This window comes from Pollutimonas nitritireducens (assembly GCF_002849615.1).
In the GTDB taxonomy this organism is placed as follows: Bacteria; Pseudomonadota; Gammaproteobacteria; order Burkholderiales; family Burkholderiaceae_B; genus Pollutimonas; species Pollutimonas nitritireducens.
Window position 1 is genome coordinate 190,001 of record NZ_PDNV01000006.1, and the last position, 26,290, is coordinate 216,290.

Here is a 26,290-nt window from a genome sequence, read left to right on the forward strand (position 1 = left end):
TCCCATCAACCCTTGAGCTGGTCAAGTTCTTCAACGTTGATCGTATTCAGGTTGCGGAACAGCAGCACCAAAATCGCCAATCCGATGGCCGCTTCAGCGGCCGCCACCGTAAGAATAAAGAAAACGAACACCTGGCCGGCGGTGTCTCCGAACCAGGTAGAAAACGCCACGAAGTTCATATTGACCGCGAGCAACATGAGCTCGATGGACATCAAAAGAATGATGATATTGCGACGGTTCAGGAAGAATCCAAAGATACCGGTCGCAAACAGGATAGCGCCAAGTATCAGGTAATGAGCGAGCGTCAGTGTCATTTCTTGTCCCCATGGTCTTGATTGGCGCCGGGTACCGCGGAAGGCAATTCGGTTTGCGAAGGAATGCTGACCATGCGCAGGCGATCACTGGCACGCACTTTCACCTGTTCGGATGGACGTGTCCGCTTGACATCAGTGCGGCGACGCAAGGTAAGCGCAATCGCCGACACCATGCCGACCAGCAGAATGACACCTCCAACCTGCACGGCAAACACGTAGTCGGTATACATTGCCACGCCCAACGCGTAGGTATTATCGTAGTCGTCGGCCACAGCGGCCTGTGGGCCGGCATCGAACCAGGTCTTGGCCAGCACGAAGGCCATTTCCAACACCATGATCAACCCAATGACCAGGCCGAGCGGCAGGTAAGTCTTGAGGCCGGTACGCAACGCTTCCAGGCGCACGTCCATCATCATGACGACGAACAGGAACAGGACCATGACGGCGCCGACATAGACCACGACCAGCAGCAGGGCGAGAAATTCGGCACCCAGCAACATCCAGATCATGGATGCCGTGAAAAACGTCAGAATAAGGTGCAGGACACCGGTGACCGGGCTGGTTGCGGTGATAACGCGAAACGCGGCCACTACCAGCACCAACGCCAATATATAAAACAGGACTGTAGAAAAAATCATGAGTGTCGGGTCCGGGCATCAACGATAAGGGGCGTCTTCGGAACGACGGCGTGCAATCTCGGGCTCGTAACGATCACCGATCGCCAGCAGCATGTCTTTGGTGTAGTACAGGTCGCCACGCTTTTCGCCGTGATATTCGGAGATGTGCGTTTCAACGATGGAATCCACCGGACAGCTTTCTTCGCAGAAGCCACAGAAAATGCATTTGGCCAGATCGATGTCGTAACGCGTCGTGCGCCGCGTACCGTCGTCGCGTTCTTCCGATTCGATGGAGATGGCCAGGGCCGGGCACACCGCTTCGCACAGCTTGCAGGCAATGCAGCGCTCTTCCCCGTTGGGATATCGGCGCAGCGCATGCAGCCCCCGAAAACGTGGCGATGCAGGCGTTTTCTCCTGCGGATAGCGCAAGGTAACCTTGCGCTTGAAGAAATACTTGCCCGTCAGGCGCATACCCTTCAACATCTCGGACAGCATCAAGCTGCCGAAGAAATCTTTAATTGCTTCCATAATCTAGCCCCTGTGTCCTATTGCCATATATTCCATGGCGTTTGCATCCAGATCGCGACCACCAGCAACCATATGCCGGTGAACGGAATGAACACTTTCCAGCCCAGACGCATGATCTGATCGTAGCGATAACGAGGGAACGTCGCACGGAACCACACAAACATCGAAACCACTACAAAGGTCTTGAGTCCCAACCACAGCCACCCCGGTATCCAGGTCAGCGGCGCAATTTCCAGGGGAGGCATCCAACCGCCCAGAAACATGATGGAAGCCAAGGCCGAAAGCAAGATCATGTTGGCGTATTCGCCAAGGAAGAACAACGCGAAGCCCATGCCCGAATACTCAACCATGTGACCCGCCACAATTTCCGACTCGCCCTCTACAACGTCGAAGGGATGCCGATTGGTTTCGGCCACCGCGGACACGACGTAGATTACGAACAAAGGCAACAAGGGCAACCAGTTCCAGGACATGAAGTTCACGCCCTTATCGGCAAACCAGCCCTGCCCCTGGCCATTGACGATCCCGCTTAAATTCAGCGTACCCGACACCAGCAGGACGGTGATCAACACGAAACCGATAGCAAGTTCGTAAGAAACCATTTGCGCCGCGGCGCGCAAGGCACCCAGAAAGGCATACTTGGAATTGGACGCCCAACCCGCCACGATGACCCCATATACGCCTATCGAGGTAATGGCCATAACATAGAGCAGTCCCGCATTCACGTTGGCGAGGACGATTTCCGGGCCAAACGGAATGACGGCCCATGCTGCCAGCGCCGGCATAAGCGTGACCACGGGTGCCAGGACATACAAGACCTTATTGGCCTTGGCGGGCATGATCACTTCTTTGGTAAGAAGCTTGAATACGTCGGCGAACGGTTGCAACAGACCGCGATAACCCACCCGGTTGGGGCCCCGGCGCACGTGCATGGCGCCTATCATCTTGCGTTCCCAGTATGTCAGGTAGGCAACGGACAAAATGATGGGCACGGCGATGACGACGATTTTGACGATCGTCCAGACCACCAGCCAGGCGGTGGGGCCGATGAGACCTGTACCGTAATTATTGAGAAGAGTAAGCCACTCCATTAGGCACGCTCCACCGTCAGTTGGCCGAAACCGCTACCCAGCGCCAGCGTTTCATTGAACGCTGTGGCGACCCGCACACATCCCGGCGCTACCGTATCGTCCAGGAAAGCCGCAAGAACCACTTGTCCTTGCGCCGAGCCGATGCGCACAGCTGTACCCGCTTCGATGCCCAGGCCGGCCAGCGTACTGGATGCCATGCGGGCGTGGGGTGCCTGGGATGCAGTCGTATCCTGCAAGGGCTGCGAACGACGCACCAGAGCGTCGCTGCGGTAAATCGGTACATCAGCAACCCGTTCGAGGCCTTCGCGCTTGCTGGACAAACCCGCGCTGGCAGTCACGTCATTGGACAGACGCCCATCGATGCCGCTGACCAGTACGGTCTCGCGGACGGATTCAGAGGTCTCGTCATCGAATCCCTGCAACTGGAACAGGTTGCCCAGAACGCGCAAGACCTTCCAGGCCGGACGTGTGTCGGCAAACGGCGCCGCGGCACCCTTGAAGCTTTGGACCCGCCCTTCCGCATTGACGAACGTGCCAGATGTTTCGGTGAACGGCGAAATTGGCAACATCACATCGGCCCACTCTTGCGCCGCCGATTTGAAGGAAGTCAGTGCAACGGCGAAGCCCGCCGCCTTCAGGACTTCGAGCGCGCGGGCGCCATTGTCGCTGTCGAAGGCAGGTTCGGCATGCAGGACCAGATACGCTTTAAGCGGCTGAGCGAGCATTTGCTCGGCGGTCAGTCCTCCTTTGCCCGGAGTCGCGCCGGCAAGATAGCCGCCCACGGTATTAGCGCCAGGGGTAAGGAATCCGAATTTGGCGCTGGCGGACCGAGCCACGGCGTAGGCGTTGGCGGCGATAAGGCCGGCCTTATCGGAACCGACCGCCATGTTACCAAGCAGCACGGCCACGCGTTGGCCCGACGAAAGGCTGGCCGCGATGAGCTGCGCGGCAGGCGATGGCTCTACCTTGGCAAACGCCTCGGGAACAGGTTGATCTTTGGCTTGCGCCAAAGCAACGAGCACTTCCGCAAGTGCATTCGGCAACAGGCTGGGCGCCACCGTCATGCGGCCGCTTACGGGGAAAAGCGGATCGTCTGCAGCGGAGTCGATAAACGATACCTGGGTACCGTGCTTGACGGCCTGGCGCAAGCGCTGCGCCATCAGTGGATGGTCCTTGCGCAGGAAAGAACCAACAATCAGCACCCGGTCCAGTTGGCCGAGTTCCGCAATAGGCATGCCCAGCCACGGCACACCGGCCACAGCCTGTTCGAATGTGGGGTCGATGCCGCGCAGGCGGAAGTCCACGTTTTCGGATCCGAGCGCACGCATGAGCCGCGCCAGCAAGGCGAGTTCTTCAGTCGTTGCGTTATGGTTTCCTATTCCGCCAATCTGTTCGGCACCAAACTGATCGCGCACAGTATTGAAGCCATGCACGACCACCTGCAAGGCATCGCTCCAGGATGCTTCCCGCCACTGGCCATCTTCGCCCTTGAGCATGGGATGAGCCAACCGATCTTCGGTATACAGCCCTTCGTACGAAAAACGATCGCGATCGCTGATCCAGCATTCGTTCACGTCCTCATTTTCGAACGGTACGACGCGCAGGACGCGGTCAAGCTTCGCCTGCACGACCAGATTCGCGCCCAGGCTGTCATGCGGACTTACTGAACGGCGCCGCCCCATTTCCCAGGTGCGGGCCGTGAATTTGAACGGTTTGGACAGCAAGGCGCCAACCGGGCAGATGTCGATCATGTTTCCGGAAAGCTCGGACTCCACCGCCTCGCCGACGAAAGTCGTGATCTCGGAGAACTCGCCCCGATTGATCATGCCCACTTCCATGATGCCGCCGATCTCCTGACCAAAGCGCACGCAACGCGTGCAATGGATGCAGCGTTGCATGCCGTCGGTCGAAATGAGCGGGCCCATGGATTTGGCGACGACCACGCGCTTCTCCTCGCGGTAGCGCGATGCCGATGCGCCATAGCCCACGGCAAGATCCTGAAGCTGGCACTCACCGCCCTGGTCGCACACCGGGCAATCCAGCGGGTGATTGATGAGCAGGAATTCCATGACGCTTTTCTGGGCCGCAATGGCTTTTTCCGAACGCGTGTGCACGATCATGCCGTTGGTCACGGGCGTGGCACAGGCCGGCAGCGCCTTGGGCGCTTTCTCGACGTCGACCAGGCACATGCGGCAATTGGCAGCAATGGACAGTTTCTTGTGATAGCAGAAGTGCGGCACATAGACGCCGAGTTTGTGCGCGGCCTGTATGACCATGCTGCCCTCGGGCGCTTCTACTTTAATGCCGTCGATGGTGAGTTCAACCATTAGCGTATCCTGAACCTACAAATATTTTGGCACCACACAGCTTTTATGCTCGATGTGGTGTGCGAACTCGTCGCGGAAATGCTTGATAAAGCTGCGTACCGGCATGGCGGCGGCGTCGCCCAGCGCACAGATTGTGCGCCCCATGATGTTATGGGCCACTGAATCGAGGACATCGAGGTCTTCGGGACGACCCTGGCCGTTTTCAATGCGCTCGACCATGCGGTACAACCAACCCGTCCCTTCCCGGCACGGTGTGCACTGACCGCAGCTTTCTTCGAAGTAGAAGTACGAAAGGCGCATCAACGACTTGACCATGCAACGTGTTTCATCCATGACAATGACGGCGCCCGACCCCAGCATGGATCCTGCCTTTGCAATGGAATCGTAGTCCATCGTGGTCTGCATCATGATGTCGGCCGGCAACACCGGGGCACTGGATCCGCCAGGAATCACCGCCTTGAGCTTGCGACCACCGCGCATGCCGCCGGCCAGCTCGAGCAGCTTGCTGAACGGCGTTCCCAACGGAATTTCATAGTTGCCAGGCAGCTCGACATCGCCCGATACCGAGAACAGCTTGGTTCCGCCATTATTGGGCAGACCGATCTCGAGGTACTCTTGTGCACTATTGCGGAAAATCCATGGCACGGCGGCGAACGTTTCAGTGTTATTGATCGTGGTCGGCTTACCATAGAGACCAAAACTGGCAGGGAAAGGCGGCTTGAAGCGCGGCTGTCCTTTCTTGCCTTCCAGCGATTCCAGCAAGGCTGTTTCTTCGCCGCATATATAGGCGCCGTAGCCGTGGAATGCATGCAACTGGAAGCTGAATTCCGAACTCAGGATTTTATCGCCCAGGAAACCGGCTGCTCGGGCCTCTTCCAATGCCTGTTCGAAACGCTGGTAAATCTCGAAAATTTCGCCGTGTATGTAGTTGTAGCCCACTGTGATGCCCATCGCGTAAGCCGCGATGGCCATCCCCTCGATCACGATATGCGGATTGAAACGCAGAATATCGCGATCTTTGAAGGTGCCAGGCTCGCCTTCATCGGAGTTGCAAACCAAATACTTCTGGCCAGGCAACGTTCGCGGCATGAAGCTCCACTTCAGGCCGGTCGGGAAACCCGCACCGCCGCGGCCGCGTAAACCGGATGCCTTGACCGTGGCGATAACGTCATCGGGCGTCATTCCTGTGGACAGTATCTTGCGCAGTGCTTCATAACCACCGCGCTTAACGTAATCTTCAAGACCCCAGTTCGCGCCATCCAGTCCGGCAATGATTTGCGGGCTGAGGTGGCGGTTGTGGAATATCATGCTGTTTTCCAGGTTTCCGGCAGGGTCTGGAACTAGCCCTTGGGAAAACTGCTGCAGTAGACCCGACGCGCTCATGCCGACTCCCCGTGCTGTTTGAGTTCCTGGATCATCGCGTCTATTTTTTCATGCGACATGCGTACACACATATGCTTGTTGTTCATGGTCATGACAGGCGAATCGCCGCAAGCACCCATGCATTCGCCTTCCATCAAGGTAAAGAGACCGTCGGGCGTGGTTTCGTGAAAACCAATGCCGAGCTTTTGCTTGAGGTAGTCGGCCGCCTTGACGCCATCGCGCAGCGCACAGGGCAGGTTCGTGCATACCGTGATCTTGAACCGACCCGTGGGATGCGTATTGAACATATTGTAGAAAGTGGCGACCTCTTGCACGGCGATGGGGGGCACATGCAGATACGCGGCGATGTCGGTGATGACGTCGGCCGAAACCCACCCTTTCTCGTCCTGGGCGACGGCCAAGGCGGCCATGATGGCCGACTGTTGCCTGTCGCCAGGGAACTTGGTGAGCTCCTGGTCGATCTTTTGGTACGCTTGTTCGGAAAGCAGCATAGTTTGAATCCGGTTTTTACCTTGGCTGGTGCCGGTTAACGGTCGATTTCGCCAAACACAATGTCCAGGGTGCCGATAATGGTCACCGCGTCGGCAATCATGTGGCCGCGCGACATTTCATCGAGAGACTGCAAATGGGCGAAGCCGGGCGCGCGAATTTTCATGCGATACGGCTTGTTGGCGCCATCGGACACCATATAGATGCCGAACTCGCCCTTGGGATGTTCTACCGCGGCGTAAGTTTCGCCGGCAGGCACATGCATGCCTTCGGTAAAAAGTTTGAAATGGTGAATCAGGTCTTCCATGCCGGTTTTCATGCGTTCGCGCTTGGGCGGCGCAACCTTGTGATTCTCCACAATGACCGGGCCGGGATTGTTGCGCAACCACTCGACGCATTGGCGGATGATGCGGTTGCTTTCGCGCATTTCGGCAATACGCACCAGGTAGCGATCATAGCAATCACCGTTGGTCCCTACGGGAATGTCGAAATCGAGGCGGTCGTAGACTTCGTAGGGCTGCATCTTGCGCAAATCCCATTCCACGCCGGAACCGCGCAGCATGGGCCCGGTCATGCCCAGCGCCTTGGCGCGCTCGGGGTCAACCACGCCAATACCCACAAGACGCTGTTTCCAGATGCGGTTATCGGTGAGCAGGGATTCGTATTCGTCGACACAGGCCGGGAACCGATTGGTGAAATCTTCGATGAAATCCAGCAGCGATCCCGAGCGCGCGTCGTTCATGGCACGCATTTCCTTGGCGCCACGATATTTGCTGGAATCGCCATACTGCGGCATGGCGCCAGGAAGGTCGCGGTATACGCCGCCCGGACGATAATAGGCCGCATGCATGCGGGCGCCGGACACCGCTTCGTAGCAATCCATCAGGTCTTCGCGTTCGCGGAACGCATACAGAAACACTGCCATGGCACCGACGTCGAGCGCATGCGAACCTATCGACATGAGGTGGTTCAGCACGCGGGTGATTTCGTCGAACATGACGCGTATGTACTGCGCGCGCAGCGGCACCTCAATCCCCAGCAGATTCTCGACGGCCATGACATAAGCATGTTCATTGCACATCATGGACACGTAGTCCAGGCGATCCATGTAAGGAAGCGCCTGCAAATAGGTTTTATGCTCGGCCAGCTTTTCAGTAGCCCTGTGCAGCAAGCCAATATGCGGATCGGCCCGCTGGATGACTTCGCCGTCCAGTTCAAGAACCAGCCGCAACACGCCGTGAGCGGCGGGATGCTGGGGACCAAAGTTCAGTGTGTAGTTTTTAATTTCAGCCATGTTTTAGCGCCCTGCTCCGTAGCCTTCTTCACGCACGACACGCGGAGTGATCTCACGCGGTTCGATCGTAACGGGTTGGTATATGACCCGTTGCTGTTCGGTGTCGTAGCGCATTTCCACTGTGCCTGACAAAGGAAAATCCTTGCGGAAGGGATGTCCGATGAATCCGTAGTCGGTAAGTATGCGGCGCAGATCGGGGTGGCCTTCAAACACAATGCCGTAAAGATCGAAGGCTTCGCGCTCGAACCAGTTCACAGATGGCCAGACGTCGATCAACGAGGGCAAAACAGGGAACTCGTCGTTGGGAACAAAGGCACGGACGCGCAGGCGCCAGTTATGCTTGACGGACAGCAAATGGGTCACCACCGCGAACCGCTGGGGATGCAAACCGGGGTCCACCACCAAGGTAGGCGCACCCCAACCGGAGTAATCGACACCGCAGACGTCGATACAGGTATCAAAGCCCAGCGACGCATTATCGCGCAGGGCAGTACAGGTATCGATCCAGTCTTTGGCGGGAACCTCGAGCGTCAGCTCGTTCAGGGCCAGCTTAAGCATGGCGGATTCGCCAAAGGCAGCCAACAGGTTAGTTTGTAGCGTTTCAAGCCGAGTCATAATTCAAGCAGTTCAACGTTAAGGGTGACAGCCAAATCGGCTTAGCGCGCAATGGTGTTTGTCAAACGGATCTTGTTCTGCAACTGCAACAGCGCGTACACCAGTGCTTCTGCCGTCGGAGGACACCCGGGCACGTAGACGTCCACTGGAACGATGCGATCACAGCCGCGAACCACCGAGTACGAGTAGTGATAATAGCCACCCCCGTTGGCACAGGAGCCCATGGACACCACCCAACGGGGCTCGGCCATCTGGTCGTAAACTTTGCGCAAGGCCGGCGCCATTTTATTGCACAAGGTGCCTGCAACGATCATGAGATCGGATTGCCGGGGACTTGGGCGAAATATAATGCCGAATTGATCCAGGTCGTAGCGTGCCGCGCCGGCGTGCATCATCTCGACCGCGCAACAGGCAAGTCCGAAGCTCATGGGCCACAGGGAACCCGTCTTCGCCCAGTTCAGAAACTTGTCTGCGCTGGTGGTTACAAAACCTTCTTTCATAATGCCGTCGATAGCCATAATATTGCCTATTTACCATTCAATACAGGAGCGGGGCTACTATTCCCAATCCAGCGCACCTTTCTTCCACTCGTAGATGAATCCTACGGTGAGCAGGCTCAAAAACACGAGCACCGTCCAGAACCCAACCATGCCGATAGTGCCATTGGCAATTGCCCATGGGAACAGGAAAGCGATCTCCAGGTCGAACATGATGAAGAGGATGGCGACCAGGTAATAGCGCACATCGAACTTCATGCGCGAATCGCTGAATGCGTCGAAACCGCACTCGTAGGGAGAAAGTTTTTCAGCATAGGGACGATGCGGCCCTAGCAGGCGCCCAGCGCCCAGCAAGGCGAACCCGATGACGGTCGCAACGATAATAAACAGTAGAACGGGAAAGTACTCTTGCAGATTCATGCCAAGCAACCAATCACGATAAGTAAACCCTCGGATTGTAGCATTTTGATATCGGCATTCGGGCGAAGACGGCCGAACTGAAACATGTTGATGATATAAATCAAAGGCGCTTGAGGGATGATACGCAGGCGCTTCCAAATTTTTGCAATCAAAAGGCAGGCGACCATTCTTCACAACTGCCAGACCTGCCGCCATGGCACATTTTTTTCCGCACAGAAGGCCGCTCCAAGGCCCTGAATCAATACGTTGATCCAACCCTATAACAACGGCCCGGCCATACAAAAAGCCACTCCGAAGAGTGGCTTTTTGTTGCAAGATTGCGCTTGCTTCACTTAGCTCGGCAACCCGGCGAACCGGGTCGCCTCGGCGCATAGACTAGCTATGCAATCCGATTAGAACTGGTGACGCAGACCAACACCGACCAGAGTCGAATCCAGGTCGTCTTGGAATACTACGTTCTTGGCGTACGAACCAATCGCGTAAACGTTGGTGCGCTTCGACAGGGCGTATGTGTAGCCCAAGCTGTATGTGTGCTGCTTTTCGAACTCACCAAGAGCGCCGTCAGGCGAGTTGGAAGGATCAGCCATTTGCCACGAAGCCAACAGCTTGCCGTTACCAATAGGGGCAGTCAGACCAACCAGGTAAGAGTTAACCTTCAGGCCGTCAAGCGAGCGGAAAGTACCAGTGCTTGTATCTGCAACGCCACCAGCGTTAACAGCGGGACCGAAGTCAGTACCCTGGAACCAGCCATCACGCGTCTGACCGAAGGCAACCATGGCTTTCACAACTTCGAAATCGTAGCTTGCACCCAAGTTCCACTGAGTGAACTTCGCATCGTCTGCGTCAAATTCGATACGGTCATAAGTAGCCGCTACACCGATAGGGCCGTTTGCATAACGCAATCCGGTAGTGATGCCTTTACCGTTGGCTTCGTCAGGATTGTTGACCAAACCGGGACGGTCGATATCCCAACCCTGGTTGCCGCTTACGTTAAACGAGTAACCAACACCGAACTGGAAGCCGGAGAAGTTAGGCGTTTGATACATAACCAAGTTGTCCCAACGCATTGTGTTGGCTGCGCTGAACGATGTACCGATGTTGGCTTGGCCAAAACCGGCGCCGAAAGGATCAGCCACGCCTGGCAGGTACTTGGAGGCAATATTGGTTTGACGACCAACGTCCAACTGACCCCAGGAATCGCCAGCCAAGCCCAATGTGGCTTGACGACCGAACAGACGGCCACCTTGGGCGCTGTTGCCAGTGCCGAGGTCAAAGCCGCTTTCCAATTGGAACACAGCGCGCAGGCCATTACCCAGATCTTCGGAACCTTTCAGGCCCCAACGATTGCCAGACTGAACGCCATTGATCATTCCGGTTTTCTTGGCCGAATAGTCGGTACGAACACCGGTTGTGCGGTTAACGACTGTGCCGTCAACTTTGTTGTAACCGATACCACCGTCCAGGATACCGTACAAGGTAACCGATGTTTCTGCCTGAGCAACGCCAGCGAAGCCAGCAATTAGAGCAGCAGCGAGCAGAGTCTTTTTCATGTAAGAAATCTCCGTAGATTTGAGTAAACAGAGCAGCGACTTCCAAAACGAGTGCTGCTGCTCTTTCTAACTCCGCGATGGGAAGTTGAAGCTATTGCATCAAAATTCCGGGGCGCTGGCTATGGTGACGTTAGCAAAAGCGCTTGTTTTCTTTGTTTGTGTTGGGTGACAGCAACAAACAGTCAATTTTCACTCGAACCAGCAAGGGTTTACCCTAGGTTTGGGTGTGGCCTCTCAGACACAAATTGCGTTGCAGCCCCATATTAATATTTATTTTAATTAGCCCGCACAAGCATCTGTTTTCATTACTGTTTGCTCGCATTCACCGACCGTGTCTAAACGCTTTCTTTTCAATGATTTGCGACCCTTTGGACGCGTTCTATCTGCAACCTTGGGGCGATTGAAGTCAGCCTTGTGTGGTTGCTGCAGCAGAATACCGCAACCGGCGAAGGTGGTTGTCCCAGGAAATTCCGGGGGACTGTTGGATCGTTTCGTCGCCACCCGGTACAGTCAGCCTCTGGAGTGTGCCTCTGCCACTACTAACGATGAACTGATATTCCTGCGCCGAGGCGACGCCGCAGCCGTCGGAAATATCGCGGCTTTCCAGAAACTTACCGCTTTGGGCATCCCAGAACAACACTTTTCCGCCAACCGGGCTTGACGTAGCAATAACAGTGCCCGCCAGGTTCGCTGCCATGGAACCCACATAATTGTTCATGCTGCGCAAGGCTTCATCAGGGCCAGTGAACAACTGTAGAGGCATCCCGCGACGATGGCGCCCTACCAATGGAGGACGATCCTGCGCAGTACCGGTGTACTGGCATCCAAACCACACTGCGCCAGCGGCATCGACAACCAGATGGCGAATGGACAGCTTACGCAAGGAGGGCTCCAGAAACACTTGCTCCAATAATTCACCGCTATGCATATCGACGTAGGCAAGCGAAGGGTGCATGGTGTCGCCATTCAGCTGCAGCTTTCCGTAGTCGGGATGCGTCAGGATGCCGCCATTTGCGACGCACACGGTGCGTCCATCGGGCATCAGCACGATTTCGTGTGGGCCGATTCCGCCGCTCGACCACTCGCCGAGACGTCGGTATTGCCCTTTTCCGCTGCTGTCGTATATACCCAGTACGCCCTGCCCCGCTTCGTACACGTTCTCTGTGGCCACCATGATGTCGCCGTTCGGCGAATACACGCCGTGACCGTAGAAATGACGGCCGGGTGATGCCTGCATGGTCTGCGGGGGACTCTTGCCGGCAACATCGAACGTGATCGCGAAAAAACCAGGTTGCCGCTCGAAGACGGTGGCTCGGCCACGGACGGGATCCAGGGCAAAGCTGTGCCCCCGGTCCGGCATGGGGATGACCAGCCGGTCGTTGCCCTTTTCATCGAAAACGGCCGCCTCATAGCGACCGTCATTCTTGCGTGCCGACAGATATAAGGAGCGGGAGTCGGTGCCGACAGGCGACGGTTGCGCACGCGCCGCGCCGATCGCAGTCGGCCCTGCCCCATACGCCGCCAATAGCGCCAGGAAGCGTCGACGGCTAATCTCCATCGAGCGCATTGAAACCCATTCTGACGTCGAACGCCGTCGCAACGTGCTCGTCGACCAGGACCTTGGCGTTCTTAGTCAATAAAGCAGCCAGCGTCAACTGACGGTACCCATCTTCGCTACTGATGAACTCGACAAATTCAACTGCACCACCGCTGTCAGGCATTGCCTTGAAGGTGTCATCGATGCGACGCAACTCCGCAAGTACGCTGTCATTTATCCAAGCTTCGTCGCTGCCATATCGGTATCCACCGGCCCGGTAGAAGCGCAGCATACCTTGCGCGGAAGCGGCCATCGATGCCATGGACTGCCCGCTGCGCCAAAACGGAGCGCGCTTCGGCTTCACCGAGCCAATACCGTCGCCCAACACCGGCAAAAGCTTGACGTCGCGCGCAAATTGCAAACCAGTGGATAGGGCCTTGATGGCCTCTGCCGCAACTTCCTGCTCGGTACGATATAAGGAGTTGCCTTGTGACGGCCGCGCAAATTGCTGGGCGTAAATTCCCCCAGGCCGCCACTCGCTGGCCAATTCAGAGCCCAATTTTTCCAGATTGCCGGCGATCGACATCGCATACGAGCACGCCTCCGGACTCACCTTGACGGGGGTGGCGCCGGTCGCCATGCCGGCCAGCAGACCATCTTCGCGATACAGTATGTATTCGAGCGCAGGCAGGCCTTGTATGGCCACGCTATGAGTAGAGAGCTCGGACGCATTCGGGATCGCCTCGGGCTTCGTCAACACGCCTTGCACCTGACGCAGGGTGATGCCGCGCGGATCGGGCCAGAAATTGAGCTTTTCATAGCGGTTGGCTTTTACCAACGGCCCGAAGCGCAGAAACTCAATACCGGCCCAGGCCTTGACCAGCCTGGCGAAGTCCTTATCGATACGTCGAGCGCCATTTTTGTCGGGTGCGACACACCAGCCCTGCAAGGTGGCATTCAGGTGATCGGCAGCCAAGTGGAAGCCCTGCATGGCGGGGCTGATGTAGCCAGTAGTAAGCCGTTTTCCAAAATCGGCGGGAAGCTCGCCCGCAGCCGATGACATGGCTGGAAGAAGTGCGGCAGCGCACAACACGGGGCGCAGCCACACGAAGCACAAGCGGGAAATCGAGAACGTTCTAGTCATTAGGCCTACAAGGATTCCAGGAACAATATCAGGTCTGCGCGCTGTGCAGGGGTCATGGCCACAACACGATCACGCGCAACCTGCGCCTCGCCGCCATGCCACAAAATGGCTTCCAGCAGGGAGCGCGCCCGTCCATCGTGCAGCCAGGTTGCATTGGGGTTCACCGTTTTAGTCAGCCCTATACCCCACAATGGCGGAGTGCGCCATTCGCGCCCGCCGGCGTCGCCCTCGTCCTGGCCGTCGGCCAGGCCGGAGCCCATATCATGCAACAGTAAGTCGGTATAAGGCCAGATCAATTGAAAACGATGTTCGGCGCGTTTGGCGTCGCGGCTCGTCACATATTTAGGTACATGACAGGCTACGCAATTGGACTCGTAGAACAAGCGCTTCCCGGCCAGCACCCGCTCATCGTTCACGTTGCGTCGCTGTGGCAAGGCAAGATTTTGAGAGTACGTCGTCACGAACTCCATGAGCCGTCCCGGCACCTCATGCTCACCCAAATGCTCTTGTGCTCCATGAGGGAACTCAAAACAGGAGGTCTGCGCCGGCATACAATCGCCGTAGTGGCTCGGAAACATGGGCGTGGACAGGCCCATGTCGCCAGAAAATGCGTTGGCGGACTGATGTTCGACCGTCGGCTGACCCGCCTTCCAGTTGAAGCGGCCCAGCACCTGCTTGCCTGTGCGCACGTCGGTTATCCAGTTCGGCCGTCCGGATATACCGTCAGGTTTAGCGACGGCAGCATGGGCCAGGATGTCATCTTGGTGTATGGACTCAAGCAGTCCAAGGCCTAGCATGGGGGGTGCCAGCCGTGGCGAGAAGCGCACATCGGGATGCAAGGGGCCATAACCCAGATCATTAACACGATAGGTCGGCTCCATCAGTGCCACTGTTTCGCCTCCGTTGAGCTTGACGGGAACTTCGCGATAATCAATCTGTATGCTGCCTTCAGCAGCCATTCCGGGTACGGCAAAGGGCTGCAGCTGGTGCCCGTAAACCGGATCGGGTAATGAGGCTACTTCGCCCTGGTGCAGGCGTTTGCGCGCCTCCTCGCTGCTGCCCGGTATGGAGAGCCTCAGTAATAAAGCAACCACATCGCTACGCTCCAGCGGATCGAACCCAGGGACGGTACCCCTACCGTCCTTCACGTGACACGCCTGGCAGGATCGTGCATTCGACAAGGGTCCGAGCCCATCCGACGCCTGGGTAGACGATGGCGAAGACACCCAATCTTTCCTGAACAAGCCATTTCCCACCATGAATTCCTGCCGGCCTTCGAAGGTCAGATTGGCGGCTGGATGCGAAAAAATATCCGGATTGATCAGCTTCTTGACCGTGCCCGCGCCGCCTTGCATTGTTTCAAACTGTTCGGCTTGCGAAAAATCCGCCGTGGGACGAGTGATCTCCAGGACCCGCGCGCGATCTTCTGCATTCAGATCGGAGCGCAGCACAGGGACAGCCGCGAACGCTGCCGTCGCCGTTGCCATGAAAACAATACCAATTACGAATTTCACTGTTTCACACTATTTGAAAATGGCGTCAGGTTGATCCAGACTGTCGGAGCCTTCCAGTTCGATAGCACCAAGCTCAAGCGCCGCTATGACGCGCTCGATGCTGCGTGTCTGCGCTACCAGGCCATCCACCACGGCCTGTACGACGGCATTGCCCTTCTCATTGCCCTGCGCGATCATCTGGTCGTAGGTTTCAACAGTTTCAGCATGATGCTTCATCGCCTGCATCGCCTTGAGCGTGGCATTGAGCTTCTCGTGCATTTCTGCATCCAGCTTTGGATCACGCTCCTTGACGAGCCCGGAAAGACTTGCGCCTTGGACCACGGACCCGTCCACGCGCTTGTAGTGTCCTTGGTACACATTCATCATTCCTACCTGATCGTAGAAATGAGAGTTGTGAGTATTATCGGAAAAGCAGTCGTGCTCTTCTTCTGGATCGTGCAGCATCAGGCCAAGCTTGATACGCTCGCCGGCAAGTTCACCATACGACAGGCTACCCAGTCCGGTAAGCATGGCCGTCAACCCGGCCTTCGGGTTCTCTTGCACAGCCTTGCGCGCTTCACCCTGCGCCTGCCAGTTAGCTACCATTTCTTCCAGGTCGGCAATAAGCAGTTCTGTGGCGACCTTCAGGTACTGGCCGCGGCGCTCGCAGTTTCCACCGGTGCAGTTGGCCGTGTCGTAGTCAGTGTGCGGACGGTTGCCCGCATGCCGCTGTTGCGGTGTACCGCTGCGATCGACCGGGGCCGGTCCGGTACCGTTGACATCCTGACCCCACAGCAAAAACTCGATGGCGTGATAGCCGGAAGATACGTTGGCTTCGTTGCCATCGGCTTCATGCAGCACGTCTCGCAACAACGCGGTGCTAATGTTGCTGGCATCCATCTTCTTCCCGCCAACGCTCAAGTTTTTGTTGGCGATGACGTTGACAACATAATAGGCGTTGGCGTCGGAATCGGTGCCGTACGAGGCGTCCACATAATCGATCATGCCTTCGTCAAGTGGCCACGCATTGACGCGACCTTCCCAGTCGTCGACTATCGGATTGCCGAAGCGGTACGCTTCTGTCTGCTGGTAAGGAACACGTGCCAGTATCCAGGCATCGCGGGCTGCTTCCAACGTGGCGGGACTCGGCTTGGCAAGCAGACCCGCAATGGACTTTTGCAAATCGCGTGCGGTGCGGAGTGCGTCTTCATAACTGGCCTGCGCGACATCGGCATACGTCTTGACGACCGCCTTGGGTTCCACAGCGGCATACGCCCCCGTGCTTATCAGGGCCGCCATTGTGGCTGCCAGCAAGAATTTATGCATATATATCGATCCCCCCGGGCCACGCCCGATTCCTGAAATTATTGAACCTTTCCCCAGGTTCAGCAGATTGGAAGTGTAAACGATTTGCATTTACGCAGACAAACGTCGGATGCAATAGGTCGTAGCGCAACCGGTCTGATGGGCACGTTAATTGCTTTGCTATTCAGCCGTCCTTAGAGACTTCTACGCAGCAAGGGGATGATGTGGCAACCACCAGCAAAAGAGCCCTGTGGAAGGGCGCGATTTCATTCGGACTTGTGCATATCCCTATTGCCCTGCACTCGGCGACTGCCGAGCAAGGCTTGGACTTTGACTGGCTGGACAAACGCAGCATGGATCCGGTCGGCTACAAGCGCATCAACAAGGCGACAGGCAAAGAGATCACCAAGGAAAACATTGTCAAAGGCATCGAATACGAAGACGGGCAGTACGTCGTCCTTTCTGCCGACGAGATACAGGCCGCCTATCCCAAGACGACGCAGACGGTGGAGATAGAAGCATTTGTTCCCATTAGCGAGATCCCTTTCGTTTACCTAGAACGCCCCTATTACATCTCGCCGATCAATAAGGGAGCCAAGGTCTACGCCTTGTTGCGCGAAGTGCTGCACAAGACCAAGAAAGTCGGGGTGGCAAAAGTGGTCATCCAGACAAAGCAGCATCTGGCCATACTGATGCCTTGCGGACCAGCGCTCATTCTGAATCTATTGCGATGGGAAGACGAAATCCGGTCCTGGGAAGACTTGAACCTTCCGCCACAAGGTGTAAAAGCCGCCGGCTTGACGGATAAGGAAATGACCATGGGTGAACAGCTGGTTGCCGACATGAGCGCCAAATGGAAACCCGATTCATTCACGGATTCGTTCAAGGAACAAATCCTGCAGTTGGTGAAAGAGAAAGTCGAAGCGGGAGAAACCGAATCCGTGACCCAGCCCGATACAGAGGAAAGCGAAGGTGGCGGTGCTAAGATTCTGGACTTGACCGAAATGCTGCAGCGAAGTTTGAACAAGGGAACACGGACGCCGGCGAAAGACACCGACGCATCGAAAGCCTCAACAAAGGCCCCGGCGAAGCGCGCCTCAAAAGCGGCATTGAAGGCGACCGGCAAATCCGCTGCAAGTAAGGCGACAGCGCCTGCGCCAAAGAAAGCACCTGCCCCCGCCAAGAAGCCTGAAAAGAAAGCTGCAGCGGCAAAAAAAGATACGAAATCGAAACCTTCCGGACGAAAAGCGGCTTGACCCATGGCCAAATCCGACTCCCTCGAGCGCTATAAAGCCAAACGCGACTTTTCACTGACCAGCGAACCATCCGACGGCGGGGCTGCTAACGATGCAGCGCCCTCCTTTGTGGTTCAGAAACACTGGGCGTCCCGCCTGCACTACGATTTTCGACTGGAACTTGAAGGCACCATGAAAAGCTGGGCGGTGCCCAAGGGGCCGAGCTTCGATCCTTCCGACAAGCGGATGGCCGTCCATGTCGAGGATCACCCAATTTCCTACAACACTTTTGAAGGCACCATCCCGCCCAAGCAATATGGGGCGGGCAAGGTCATCATTTGGGATAGAGGCATTTGGGAGCCTTTGGACGACGCCGCCAGGGGCTATCGCGACGGCAAGCTCAAATTCGCGTTGCATGGCCAGAAACTGCACGGACGCTGGACACTGGTCCGCATGCACGGAAAGTCCGGAAAACAGGAACCCTGGCTGCTTATCAAGGAAAAGGACGAGTTCGCACGGGACGCATCCGAATTCAGTGTGGTCGATGAAAGGCCCGAGAGCGTGGCCGCACTGGATGATGTGTCCAGGAAGGCTGCTCTGCCGCGAAAGAAAGCAGCGGGCGCCGGCAATAAGGCGCCTATGCCTGCCACGTTCAGACCGCAGCTTGCAACCCTGGCCGACGGTCCTCCGGGCAATGCACAGGACTGGCTTTATGAAATCAAGTTTGACGGCTATCGCATACTGGCACGGATAGAGAAGAACAGTATCCAGCTGTTCACGCGCAATGGTCACGATTGGACTTCCAAGCTGTCGCGCCTGGCCAAGGACCTGGCGGCGATGAAACTGCCGGATGGGTGGTATGACGGTGAGATCGCTGTCAACAACGACAAGGGATTGCCCGACTTCCAACTTCTGCAAGGCGCGTTTGACAGCAATAAGACCGAAACCATCGTGTACTACCTGTTCGACCTGCCTTTCTGCAATGGCTACGACCTGCGCGAACTGCCCCTGGTCGAGCGCCGCGAAAAGCTGCGAGCGCTACTCGCGGAAGATGATTCGAAAGGGTCGGGACAGCGCAAGGTGCAGAATCCAGAGACCATCCGGTTCAGCGACACATTCGACGTGGCGGCGCGCGACATTATCGCATCGGCCTGCAAACTCGGACTCGAAGGGGTTATCGGCAAACGAAAAGACTCGCCGTATGTGTGCCGGCGATCCGCCGATTGGATCAAGCTCAAATGCAGCTTGCGCCAGGAGTTCGTGATTGGCGGTTATACCAAGCCGCAGGGGTCGCGTTCAGGCATAGGCTCCCTGCTGCTGGGCGTGCACGACGATACCGGCGCGCTGCGCTATGCTGGCAATGTCGGCACCGGTTTCAATGCAAAGACGCTGACTGACATCCGTAAGAAACTCGACACCCTGCAGAGCGAGATCAACCCGTTCTCCACCTCCACAGGAATAGACAGGAAAGCCCAGTGGGTCGAGCCCGTATTGCTGGCTGAAGTCTCTTTCGGCCAATGGACAAATACTGGGCGCATCCGCCATTCTGTGTTTCACGGACTGCGCACCGACAAACCCGCTGAAGCGATTACACGCGAGGACAGCATGTCGACGACGCCTTCGAAGTTGGGAAACCTTAAAATCACCAGTCCCGAACGGGTCATCGACGATTCAACGGGAATTACAAAAATCGATCTGATCCGGTACTACGCACTGGTGGCGCCTCTTATGATGGAACACCTGAAGGGCCGGCCGGTATCGCTGGTACGCGCGCCAGATGGAGTCAAGGGAGAGATATTCTTTCAAAAACATTTAGAGACCAACAAGATGACGGGTATCCGGCTTTTGCCGAAAGAACTCGATCCCGACCACGAACCCTTGATGGAGGTGGCCACGGAGCAAGGCCTGGCCAGCGCCGCCCAGATGAACGTTATCGAGTTTCACACCTGGAACGCCGTCAAGACCCGCATAGATAAACCTGATCGCATGACATTTGACCTGGACCCCGGCACGGGTGTTGAATGGCCCGCCATGCAAGAAGCCGCTTTAGTGTTGCGGGCCTTCTTGAATGAACTTGGCTTGTCCTCTTTTGTAAAGACCAGCGGCGGGAAAGGTCTGCATGTGGTGGTACCTGTCAAGCGACGGCACGACTGGGACACCGTCAAGGATTTCTCGCATGCCATTGTGGAGCACCTTGCCCAAACACTGCCAAAACGCTATGTCGCCAAGAGCGGCCCCCGTAACCGCGTGGGAAAGATCTTTATTGATTATCTGCGCAACGGTTTCGGCGCCACGACCGCGGCAGCATGGTCGGCGCGCGCGCGCCCCGGCATGGGCGTTTCGGTTCCAATTTCCTGGGACGAGGTGGAAAAAATAAAAAGTTCCGCACACTGGCACGTGCGAAACATTCATGAACGCCTGGATGCCGGCAACACACCCTGGAACGAATATCAGGCGAGTGCGAAGACGCTGACCGCGGCAATGAAAACGCTAGGGTTCAAATAGCCGCCCGGTCTTCCGGCTCAGGCCCAGGTATTGATGAGAGGCGCGGCACTTGTCAACAGGAACTCCTTGAACATTAATGCCGCCGGCGCGAGCCGCTTGGAGCGCAGATGCGCGACGTGCCAGTGGCGCACCAGTGGCAAGCCCTGGATATCCAGCAGCGCCAGATGGCCACCGGCCAATTCGCGGCGAACGGTGCGCAGCGACAGGAATGTCAAGCCCATGCCAGCCATGACCGATTGCTTAATGGATTCGTTGCTGGGCATTTCCATCACGATGCGGGGAGTGATCGCATTATCCTTGAACATACGCTCCATGGCCACGCGTGTCCCCGACCCTTTCTCGCGGACGACAAAATCCACGTCATTGAGGATATCGAGCGGTGCCTTGTTCCGTCTGGACAGGGAGTGGCCAGGCGCGCTGACTACGCCCAAGGGATTGGTTGCAAATGCCGACGATGAACAATCGAGTACCGCTGGCACACTACCCATGATTACCAGGTCAAGTTCATTGCGCTGCAGCAGGTCCAGGATGTGTTCACGGTTGTGGATCTGAAGCGTGACGTCGACACCCGGATAGAGCCGGCGAAAGTGGACCAGCAACATCGGCACAAAATACTTCGCGGTGCCCACGATGCCCAGGTCAATTTTCCCGCGGCGCAGACCCCGCAGATCGGCAACCGTATCGTCGAGTTGACGCAATTGCGTAATGGCTGCGATGGCGAATTGCTCTACCTCGCGACCTGCCGGCGTCAAACGGATATTTCGCCCCACCGATTCGACCAGTGCAACCCCCAGAGCGTCTTCGAGTTGCCGAAGCTGCATGGAGACCGCCGGCTGTGTGACATGAAGCGTAGCAGCCGCCTTGGACACGGACTCGGCCCGCGCGATGGCCAGGAAGGTGTCCAGCTGACGAACGGTATATCGACGCATGGCATTCCATAAGCAATAGCTGATCTATTCAGCATGAATTCTTATTAGATCTTATCCATGCACGTTTGTATAGTTTCCACATCGCCGAGAAGCATCCGTGGCAACCGGCATCAGTGCGAGGCACAAGGAGACCGTCATATGAACGATATCAATACCACCGCAATCACCGAGCAGAAGCAGCGTTATTCTCCGGGGGTACTCAAGTACGCGCAGATGGGTTACTGGGAAGCAGACTATGAGCCCAAGGACACCGACATCCTCGCCTTGTTCCGGATCACGCCCCAAAACGGTGTCGATGCCATTGAGGCAGCCGCGGCCGTTGCTGGCGAATCTTCCACGGCAACCTGGACCGTCGTGTGGACCGATCGCCTGACGGCATGCGATATGTATCGTGCCAAGGCCTACCGGGTCGACCCCGTCCCCAATATTCCTGGCCAGTATTTTTGCTATATCGCCTACGACCTTTCTTTATTTGAAGAAGGCTCGATTGCCAACGTGGCGGCCTCGCTGATCGGAAATGTGTTCAGTTTCAAGCCGTTGAAAGCAGCGCGCCTCGAGGACATGCGTTTTCCCATTGCCTATGTCAAGACGTTCCCGGGCCCTCCCACCGGCATCATCGTGGAGCGCGAGCGGTTGGACAAATTTGGACGGCCGTTGCTGGGCGCCACGACCAAGCCCAAGCTGGGTCTTTCCGGCCGGAACTATGGGCGGGTGGTCTACGAAGGTCTCAAAGGCGGACTGGACTTCATGAAGGATGACGAAAATATCAATTCGCAGCCTTTCATGCATTGGCGCGACCGCTTCCTGTTTGTCATGGACGCGGTCAATAAGGCATCGGCGGCGACCGGCGAAGTCAAGGGCAGCTATCTGAACGTCACGGCAGGTACGATGGAAGAGATGTACCGACGCGCGGAGTTTGCCAAGGAGCTGGGGTCGGTGGTGATTATGGTTGATCTGGTCGTCGGATGGACCGCCATTCAATCCATGTCGTTCTGGTGTCGACAGAATGACATGATCTTGCATATGCACCGCGCTGGCCATGGTACCTACACGCGCCAGAAGAATCATGGCATTTCATTCCGCGTGATCGCCAAGTGGCTGCGTCTCTGCGGGGTGGACCATCTGCACGCCGGGACGGCGGTCGGCAAACTGGAGGGCGACCCCATGACCGTCCAAGGCTACTACAACGTCTGCCGCGATGCACAAACGGTGGTGGACCTTCCGCGAGGAATTTTCTTCGACCAGGACTGGGGTGCACTACGCAAGGTCATGCCGGTGGCCTCGGGAGGCATCCACGCCGGGCAGATGCACCAGCTGCTGCATCTGTTCGGTGACGATGCCATCCTGCAGTTCGGAGGCGGCACAATCGGCCACCCCGAAGGGATACAGGCTGGTGCAACAGCAAATCGGGTGGCGCTGGAATCCATGGTTCTGGCGCGCAACGAGGGGCGCGACATCGCCAATGACGGACCGCAAATACTCCGGGATGCCGCCAGGCATTGCGGCCCTCTGCGAGCGGCTTTGGATACCTGGGGCGAAATCAGTTTCAACTATCAGTCGACCGACACGTCGGACTTTACCCCCATGCCTTCAGTGGCCTGAGCAAGGTCCGTACCACCTGCGGCTACGGCCATCATCCGATACACAAGGGGACAACATGCGTATTACACAAGGTACTTTCTCATTCCTGCCGGACCTGACCAATGTCCAGATCAGCAGTCAAATCCAGTACTGCCTCGACAACGGCTGGGCTGTAGGAATTGAATACACGGACGACCCTCACCCACGCAACACGTATTGGGAAATGTTCGGCATGCCCATGTTCGACATTAGGGACGCGGTCGCCATCATGCAAGAAATCGAAAACGCGCGCCAGACCTTTCCAGGACATTACATCCGTGTCACGGCGTTCGACTCGACCCATACAGTAGAGTCGGTGGTGATATCGTTCATGGTGAACCGGCCATCCGTCGAAGCGAGCTTCCGGATGGTGCGCCAGGAAGCCGACGGCCGGAGAATCCGCTACAGCATCGAACCGGGGAGCCTGACATGCCAGACACCTTCGACGCCACATTGACATTGGAAGACAACGACGCCGCCTCGCCGTTGCGGGATTCCGGCATACTCGATTTGCTGGCACAGCTCGATGAGGAACTGATCGGCTTGGCACCGGTCAAGGCGCGCATTCGCGACATTGCTGCGCTGCTGCTGGTTGACAAGTTGCGCGCCCAGCGTGGCTACAACACCGGCGCACCGAGCTTGCATATGAGCTTCACCGGCAACCCTGGTACAGGAAAAACCACTGTTGCGCTGCGCATGGCGGAAATCCTGCATCGCCTCGGACACCTGCGTAGAGGTCATTTGGTGGCGGTGACACGCGACGATCTCGTTGGTCAGTACATCGGACACACCGCACCAAAGACGCGGGAAGTCCTTAAGAAAGCAATGGGCGGCGTCCTGTTCATCGATGAAGCGTATTACCTTTACCGCCCAGAGAACGAGCGCGACTATGGACAGGAGGCCATCGAAATTCTGCTGCAAGTCATGGAGAACAATCGCGACGACCTCGTGGTGATATTTGCAGGTTATAAAAATCGTATGGACACGTTCTTCAGTTCAAATCCGGGAATGTCGTCCAGGGTGGCACACCACATTGACTTTCCTGATTATCAACCGGACGAATTGCAGCAGATTGCCACCTTGATGCTCGATACGATGCAATATCGGTTTGATGCCGAGGCCAGGAACGTTTTCGCGGACTATATCGGGCGGCGAATGGCTCAGCCCCACTTTGCTAATGCACGTAGCGTGCGCAATGCGTTAGATCGCGCGCGGCTGCGACACGCCTCCCGCCTGATGCAGACAGACAGCACGCTCAGCGACGAAGCCTTGCAGACCATCGTTGCCGCTGATCTATTGGCAAGCCGAGTCTTCGACACGGATACCGGCCAGCCGGCCGAATGATATTGATTCTGGAGGCAGGCAAATGAAAAACGATAACCGTATGACCTTGACTCAGTTCCTGATTGAGGAAAGACGCCGCTTTCCTCAGGCCGCGGGCGATTTCAACAGTCTCATCCTGAACGTCGCCCTAGTGTGCAAACGCATCGCTGGTCACGTCGCGGCGGGGGAACTGGGCGGTATGATGGGCAGTGCATCGGCCACCAATGTTCAAGGAGAAGAACAGAAAAAGCTCGACGTCGTCAGCAACGACCTATTCGTCCAGGGTAATAACTGGGGCGGCTATCTTGCCGGCATGGTGTCCGAGGAAATGGACCTCCCCTACCACATCCCGGACCACTATGACCGGGGGCCCTACCTCCTGCTCTTCGACCCGCTTGACGGGTCTTCCAATATTGATATAAACATTTCGGTCGGCAGCATCTTCTCGGTATTGCGCGCAGCGGCAACGGACCGCCCGCCGACCGAACAGGATTTCCTGCAACCTGGAAAGAACCAGGTGGCAGCGGGTTATGCGCTTTATGGCCCCTGCACCATGTTCGTGCTGTCGGTCGGATCGGGCGTCCATGGCTTCACCTTATGTCCCCAGCTCGGTGAGTTTATGTTGACCCACCCGAATATGAAAATACCACCCGAAACGCAGGAATTTGCGATCAATGCATCCAACGGCCGTTTCTGGGAGGATCCCGTGCGCCGTTATGTGGATGAATGCATCGCCGGAAAAAGCGGAATACGGGGTAAAGACTTCAATATGCGCTGGATCGCCTCGATGGTGGCGGATGCCCACCGCATTCTCATGCGCGGCGGGGTATTCCTTTACCCGCGCGATACCAAAGACCCGGCCAAGGCGGGCCGATTGCGCCTGCTGTACGAAGCCAATCCCATCGGCTACCTGATCGAACAGGCAGGCGGAAGGGCAAGTTGCGGCGGCCATCCCGTACTTGAAGTGAAGCCCACTGACATACATCAGCGCATAGGCTTGGTATTTGGGTCGAAGAAAGAAGTTGAACGGATAGAGGATTATCACGCCCATCCGCGTGAAGAGGCATCCAGCAATCCACTATTCCATGCCAGCAGCCTGTTCCGGGTCGCGGAAAGCCAGGCCTGACCTCGGTGCCGAGCTCAGGAGCACCTCCATCTTTTCATTTCTGAGGCATCTTCATGTCAGAACGATTTCCCATTATTGCCATAACCGGATCATCCGGAGCGGGCACGACATCAGTGACCCGGACGTTCGAAAACATATTCCGACGCGAGAAAATAAGCGCTGCAATGATCGAGGGTGACAGTTTTCACCGCTACGATCGAAATGAAATGAGTGAGCGCCTTGCCGCGGCAGAGAAGGAACACACGAATTTCAGCCACTTCGGTCCTACCACCAATCTGTTCGCCGAACTGGAAGATCTATTCAGCACTTATGGTGAAACGGGAACAGGCATGCGGCGTAAATACCTGCACGATCCGGACGAAGCGGCACCTTACCAGCAGCCGCCGGGAACCTTTACACCTTGGGAATCGCTTGCCCCCGATACCGATCTGCTGTTCTACGAAGGACTGCATGGGGCGGTGGTGTACGGCGATATCAATATCGCCCGCCATCCCGATCTGCTTATCGGCGTCGTGCCGGTCATCAACCTGGAATGGATACAGAAACTGTGGCGCGACAAGTCAAAGCGGGGCTACTCCACGGAAGCCGTAACTGACACTATCCTGCGGCGCATGCCCGACTACGTGAACTACATTTGCCCCCAATTTGCCCTCACCCATGTCAATTTCCAACGAGTGCCGTGCGTGGACACATCAAATCCGTTCATCGCCCGGGACATTCCCGCGCCGGACGAGAGCTTTGTCGTGATCCGATTTGCAAATCCTAAAGGAATCGACTTTCAATATTTGCTGAACATGATCAATGACTCGTTCATGTCGCGCGCCAATACCATAGTGGTTCCCGGAGGGAAAATGGAATTGGCGATGCAACTGATCTTCACGCCCTTCGTGTGGCGCATGATGGAGCGCAAGAAGCGCGTAAGCCAGGCCGCGCTGGAAATGAACTGAC

At 56.7% G+C, this 26,290-nt stretch carries 24 protein-coding genes; 7 read left to right on the top strand and 17 right to left on the bottom strand.

Annotation, left to right across the window (positions count from 1 at the left end):
- Positions 1–5: 5 nt before the first annotated feature.
- The 16 genes from nuoK to CR155_RS10675 form a co-directional block, all read right to left on the bottom strand.
- Positions 6–314, bottom strand: coding sequence for an NADH-quinone oxidoreductase subunit NuoK (gene nuoK, locus CR155_RS10600; RefSeq protein ID WP_102070000.1), 309 nt, complete (start codon positions 312–314; stop codon positions 6–8).
- Positions 311–952 carry an NADH-quinone oxidoreductase subunit J gene (locus CR155_RS10605; protein ID WP_102070001.1) on the bottom strand — a complete coding sequence of 214 codons (642 nt, stop codon included), beginning with the start codon at positions 950–952 and terminating at the stop codon, positions 311–313. The genes nuoK and CR155_RS10605 overlap by 4 nt, the downstream gene beginning before the upstream one ends.
- A gap of 18 nt (positions 953–970) precedes the next feature.
- The gene (gene nuoI / locus CR155_RS10610; protein WP_102070002.1) at positions 971–1,459 is read right to left on the bottom strand and encodes an NADH-quinone oxidoreductase subunit NuoI; all 489 of its coding nucleotides are present in this window, start codon (positions 1,457–1,459) and stop codon (positions 971–973) included.
- Between the two features lie 17 nt (positions 1,460–1,476).
- Positions 1,477–2,550, bottom strand: coding sequence for an NADH-quinone oxidoreductase subunit NuoH (gene nuoH / locus CR155_RS10615; protein ID WP_102070003.1), 1,074 nt, complete (start codon positions 2,548–2,550; stop codon positions 1,477–1,479).
- Positions 2,550–4,877, bottom strand: coding sequence for an NADH-quinone oxidoreductase subunit NuoG (gene nuoG / locus CR155_RS10620; RefSeq protein ID WP_102070004.1), 2,328 nt, complete (start codon positions 4,875–4,877; stop codon positions 2,550–2,552). Before nuoG ends, nuoH begins: the two co-directional genes overlap by 1 nt.
- Before the next feature lie 15 nt (positions 4,878–4,892).
- Positions 4,893–6,260 carry an NADH-quinone oxidoreductase subunit NuoF gene (nuoF, locus tag CR155_RS10625; RefSeq protein ID WP_102070005.1) on the bottom strand — a complete coding sequence of 456 codons (1,368 nt, stop codon included), beginning with the start codon at positions 6,258–6,260 and terminating at the stop codon, positions 4,893–4,895.
- Complete coding sequence (nuoE, locus tag CR155_RS10630; protein WP_102070006.1) at positions 6,257–6,751, bottom strand: NADH-quinone oxidoreductase subunit NuoE; 495 nt, start codon at positions 6,749–6,751, stop codon at positions 6,257–6,259. The genes nuoF and nuoE overlap by 4 nt, the downstream gene beginning before the upstream one ends.
- A 35-nt stretch (positions 6,752–6,786) precedes the next feature.
- Positions 6,787–8,043 carry an NADH-quinone oxidoreductase subunit D gene (locus CR155_RS10635; protein WP_102070007.1) on the bottom strand — a complete coding sequence of 419 codons (1,257 nt, stop codon included), beginning with the start codon at positions 8,041–8,043 and terminating at the stop codon, positions 6,787–6,789.
- A gap of 3 nt (positions 8,044–8,046) precedes the next feature.
- Positions 8,047–8,658: an NADH-quinone oxidoreductase subunit C gene (locus tag CR155_RS10640; RefSeq protein ID WP_102070008.1), complete on the bottom strand. Its 612-nt coding sequence runs from the start codon at positions 8,656–8,658 to the stop codon at positions 8,047–8,049.
- Between the two features lie 41 nt (positions 8,659–8,699).
- A complete protein-coding gene (locus CR155_RS10645; protein WP_102070009.1) occupies positions 8,700–9,176 on the bottom strand; it encodes a NuoB/complex I 20 kDa subunit family protein in 477 nt (158 codons plus the stop codon).
- Between the two features lie 39 nt (positions 9,177–9,215).
- On the bottom strand, positions 9,216–9,575 hold the full coding sequence (locus CR155_RS10650; RefSeq protein ID WP_102070010.1) for an NADH-quinone oxidoreductase subunit A: 360 nt from the start codon (positions 9,573–9,575) through the stop codon (positions 9,216–9,218).
- A gap of 392 nt (positions 9,576–9,967) precedes the next feature.
- Complete coding sequence (locus CR155_RS10655; RefSeq protein WP_102070011.1) at positions 9,968–11,125, bottom strand: porin; 1,158 nt, start codon at positions 11,123–11,125, stop codon at positions 9,968–9,970.
- Positions 11,126–11,531: 406 nt separating this feature from the next.
- On the bottom strand, positions 11,532–12,683 hold the full coding sequence (locus CR155_RS10660; RefSeq protein ID WP_199171729.1) for a DUF1513 domain-containing protein: 1,152 nt from the start codon (positions 12,681–12,683) through the stop codon (positions 11,532–11,534).
- A complete protein-coding gene (locus tag CR155_RS10665) occupies positions 12,673–13,806 on the bottom strand; it encodes an imelysin family protein (protein WP_102070013.1) in 1,134 nt (377 codons plus the stop codon). The genes CR155_RS10660 and CR155_RS10665 overlap by 11 nt, the downstream gene beginning before the upstream one ends.
- Before the next feature lie 5 nt (positions 13,807–13,811).
- The gene (locus tag CR155_RS10670) at positions 13,812–15,293 is read right to left on the bottom strand and encodes a di-heme oxidoreductase family protein (RefSeq protein ID WP_102070166.1); all 1,482 of its coding nucleotides are present in this window, start codon (positions 15,291–15,293) and stop codon (positions 13,812–13,814) included.
- A gap of 36 nt (positions 15,294–15,329) precedes the next feature.
- Positions 15,330–16,625 (bottom strand): imelysin family protein, encoded by a 1,296-nt coding sequence (locus CR155_RS10675; protein ID WP_102070014.1) that lies wholly within the window; start codon positions 16,623–16,625, stop codon positions 15,330–15,332.
- A gap of 203 nt (positions 16,626–16,828) precedes the next feature.
- Here CR155_RS10675 and ku point away from each other — a divergent pair, with 203 nt between their 5' ends.
- Both ku and ligD read left to right on the top strand, forming a co-directional pair.
- Positions 16,829–17,860 (top strand): non-homologous end joining protein Ku, encoded by a 1,032-nt coding sequence (gene ku, locus CR155_RS10680; RefSeq protein ID WP_102070015.1) that lies wholly within the window; start codon positions 16,829–16,831, stop codon positions 17,858–17,860.
- A 3-nt stretch (positions 17,861–17,863) separates the two neighbouring features.
- Positions 17,864–20,344: a DNA ligase D gene (ligD, locus tag CR155_RS10685; RefSeq protein ID WP_102070016.1), complete on the top strand. Its 2,481-nt coding sequence runs from the start codon at positions 17,864–17,866 to the stop codon at positions 20,342–20,344.
- Positions 20,345–20,361: 17 nt separating this feature from the next.
- Here ligD and CR155_RS10690 read toward each other — a convergent pair whose 3' ends face one another.
- Positions 20,362–21,273, bottom strand: coding sequence for a LysR family transcriptional regulator (locus tag CR155_RS10690; RefSeq protein WP_102070017.1), 912 nt, complete (start codon positions 21,271–21,273; stop codon positions 20,362–20,364).
- 138 nt (positions 21,274–21,411) lie between these two features.
- Between CR155_RS10690 and CR155_RS10695 the strand changes: the two genes are divergently transcribed.
- Genes CR155_RS10695 through CR155_RS10715 form a run of 5 tightly spaced genes read left to right on the top strand, consistent with a single transcriptional unit; the run spans position 21,412 to position 26,289 of the window.
- Positions 21,412–22,875 (top strand): form I ribulose bisphosphate carboxylase large subunit, encoded by a 1,464-nt coding sequence (locus tag CR155_RS10695; RefSeq protein WP_102070018.1) that lies wholly within the window; start codon positions 21,412–21,414, stop codon positions 22,873–22,875.
- Positions 22,876–22,930: 55 nt separating this feature from the next.
- Positions 22,931–23,350, top strand: coding sequence for a ribulose bisphosphate carboxylase small subunit (locus tag CR155_RS10700; protein ID WP_102070019.1), 420 nt, complete (start codon positions 22,931–22,933; stop codon positions 23,348–23,350).
- On the top strand, positions 23,323–24,237 hold the full coding sequence (gene cbbX, locus CR155_RS10705) for a CbbX protein (protein ID WP_102070020.1): 915 nt from the start codon (positions 23,323–23,325) through the stop codon (positions 24,235–24,237). Before CR155_RS10700 ends, cbbX begins: the two co-directional genes overlap by 28 nt.
- Positions 24,238–24,259: 22 nt before the next feature.
- A complete protein-coding gene (locus tag CR155_RS10710) occupies positions 24,260–25,342 on the top strand; it encodes a class 1 fructose-bisphosphatase (protein WP_102070021.1) in 1,083 nt (360 codons plus the stop codon).
- Positions 25,343–25,395: 53 nt separating this feature from the next.
- Positions 25,396–26,289: a phosphoribulokinase gene (locus CR155_RS10715; protein WP_102070022.1), complete on the top strand. Its 894-nt coding sequence runs from the start codon at positions 25,396–25,398 to the stop codon at positions 26,287–26,289.
- Position 26,290: the final 1 nt, after the last annotated feature.

Excerpts from the sequence above, each read along its gene's own strand:
- nuoK (WP_102070000.1), bottom strand. The coding sequence starts at position 314 with ATGACACTGACGCTCGCTCATTACCTGATACTTGGCGCTATCCTGTTT.
- CR155_RS10605 (WP_102070001.1), bottom strand. The coding sequence starts at position 952 with ATGATTTTTTCTACAGTCCTGTTTTATATATTGGCGTTGGTGCTGGTA.
- nuoI (WP_102070002.1), bottom strand. The coding sequence starts at position 1,459 with ATGGAAGCAATTAAAGATTTCTTCGGCAGCTTGATGCTGTCCGAGATG.
- nuoH (WP_102070003.1), bottom strand. The coding sequence starts at position 2,550 with ATGGAGTGGCTTACTCTTCTCAATAATTACGGTACAGGTCTCATCGGC.
- nuoG (WP_102070004.1), bottom strand. The coding sequence starts at position 4,877 with ATGGTTGAACTCACCATCGACGGCATTAAAGTAGAAGCGCCCGAGGGC.
- nuoF (WP_102070005.1), bottom strand. The coding sequence starts at position 6,260 with ATGAGCGCGTCGGGTCTACTGCAGCAGTTTTCCCAAGGGCTAGTTCCA.
- nuoE (WP_102070006.1), bottom strand. The coding sequence starts at position 6,751 with ATGCTGCTTTCCGAACAAGCGTACCAAAAGATCGACCAGGAGCTCACC.
- CR155_RS10635 (WP_102070007.1), bottom strand. The coding sequence starts at position 8,043 with ATGGCTGAAATTAAAAACTACACACTGAACTTTGGTCCCCAGCATCCC.
- CR155_RS10640 (WP_102070008.1), bottom strand. The coding sequence starts at position 8,658 with ATGACTCGGCTTGAAACGCTACAAACTAACCTGTTGGCTGCCTTTGGC.
- CR155_RS10645 (WP_102070009.1), bottom strand. The coding sequence starts at position 9,176 with ATGGCTATCGACGGCATTATGAAAGAAGGTTTTGTAACCACCAGCGCA.
- CR155_RS10650 (WP_102070010.1), bottom strand. The coding sequence starts at position 9,575 with ATGAATCTGCAAGAGTACTTTCCCGTTCTACTGTTTATTATCGTTGCG.
- CR155_RS10655 (WP_102070011.1), bottom strand. The coding sequence starts at position 11,125 with ATGAAAAAGACTCTGCTCGCTGCTGCTCTAATTGCTGGCTTCGCTGGC.
- CR155_RS10660 (WP_199171729.1), bottom strand. The coding sequence starts at position 12,683 with ATGGAGATTAGCCGTCGACGCTTCCTGGCGCTATTGGCGGCGTATGGG.
- CR155_RS10665 (WP_102070013.1), bottom strand. The coding sequence starts at position 13,806 with ATGACTAGAACGTTCTCGATTTCCCGCTTGTGCTTCGTGTGGCTGCGC.
- CR155_RS10670 (WP_102070166.1), bottom strand. The coding sequence starts at position 15,293 with ATGGCAACGGCGACGGCAGCGTTCGCGGCTGTCCCTGTGCTGCGCTCC.
- CR155_RS10675 (WP_102070014.1), bottom strand. The coding sequence starts at position 16,625 with ATGCATAAATTCTTGCTGGCAGCCACAATGGCGGCCCTGATAAGCACG.
- ligD (WP_102070016.1), top strand. The coding sequence starts at position 17,864 with ATGGCCAAATCCGACTCCCTCGAGCGCTATAAAGCCAAACGCGACTTT.
- CR155_RS10690 (WP_102070017.1), bottom strand. The coding sequence starts at position 21,273 with ATGCGTCGATATACCGTTCGTCAGCTGGACACCTTCCTGGCCATCGCG.
- CR155_RS10695 (WP_102070018.1), top strand. The coding sequence starts at position 21,412 with ATGAACGATATCAATACCACCGCAATCACCGAGCAGAAGCAGCGTTAT.
- CR155_RS10700 (WP_102070019.1), top strand. The coding sequence starts at position 22,931 with ATGCGTATTACACAAGGTACTTTCTCATTCCTGCCGGACCTGACCAAT.
- cbbX (WP_102070020.1), top strand. The coding sequence starts at position 23,323 with ATGCCAGACACCTTCGACGCCACATTGACATTGGAAGACAACGACGCC.
- CR155_RS10710 (WP_102070021.1), top strand. The coding sequence starts at position 24,260 with ATGAAAAACGATAACCGTATGACCTTGACTCAGTTCCTGATTGAGGAA.
- CR155_RS10715 (WP_102070022.1), top strand. The coding sequence starts at position 25,396 with ATGTCAGAACGATTTCCCATTATTGCCATAACCGGATCATCCGGAGCG.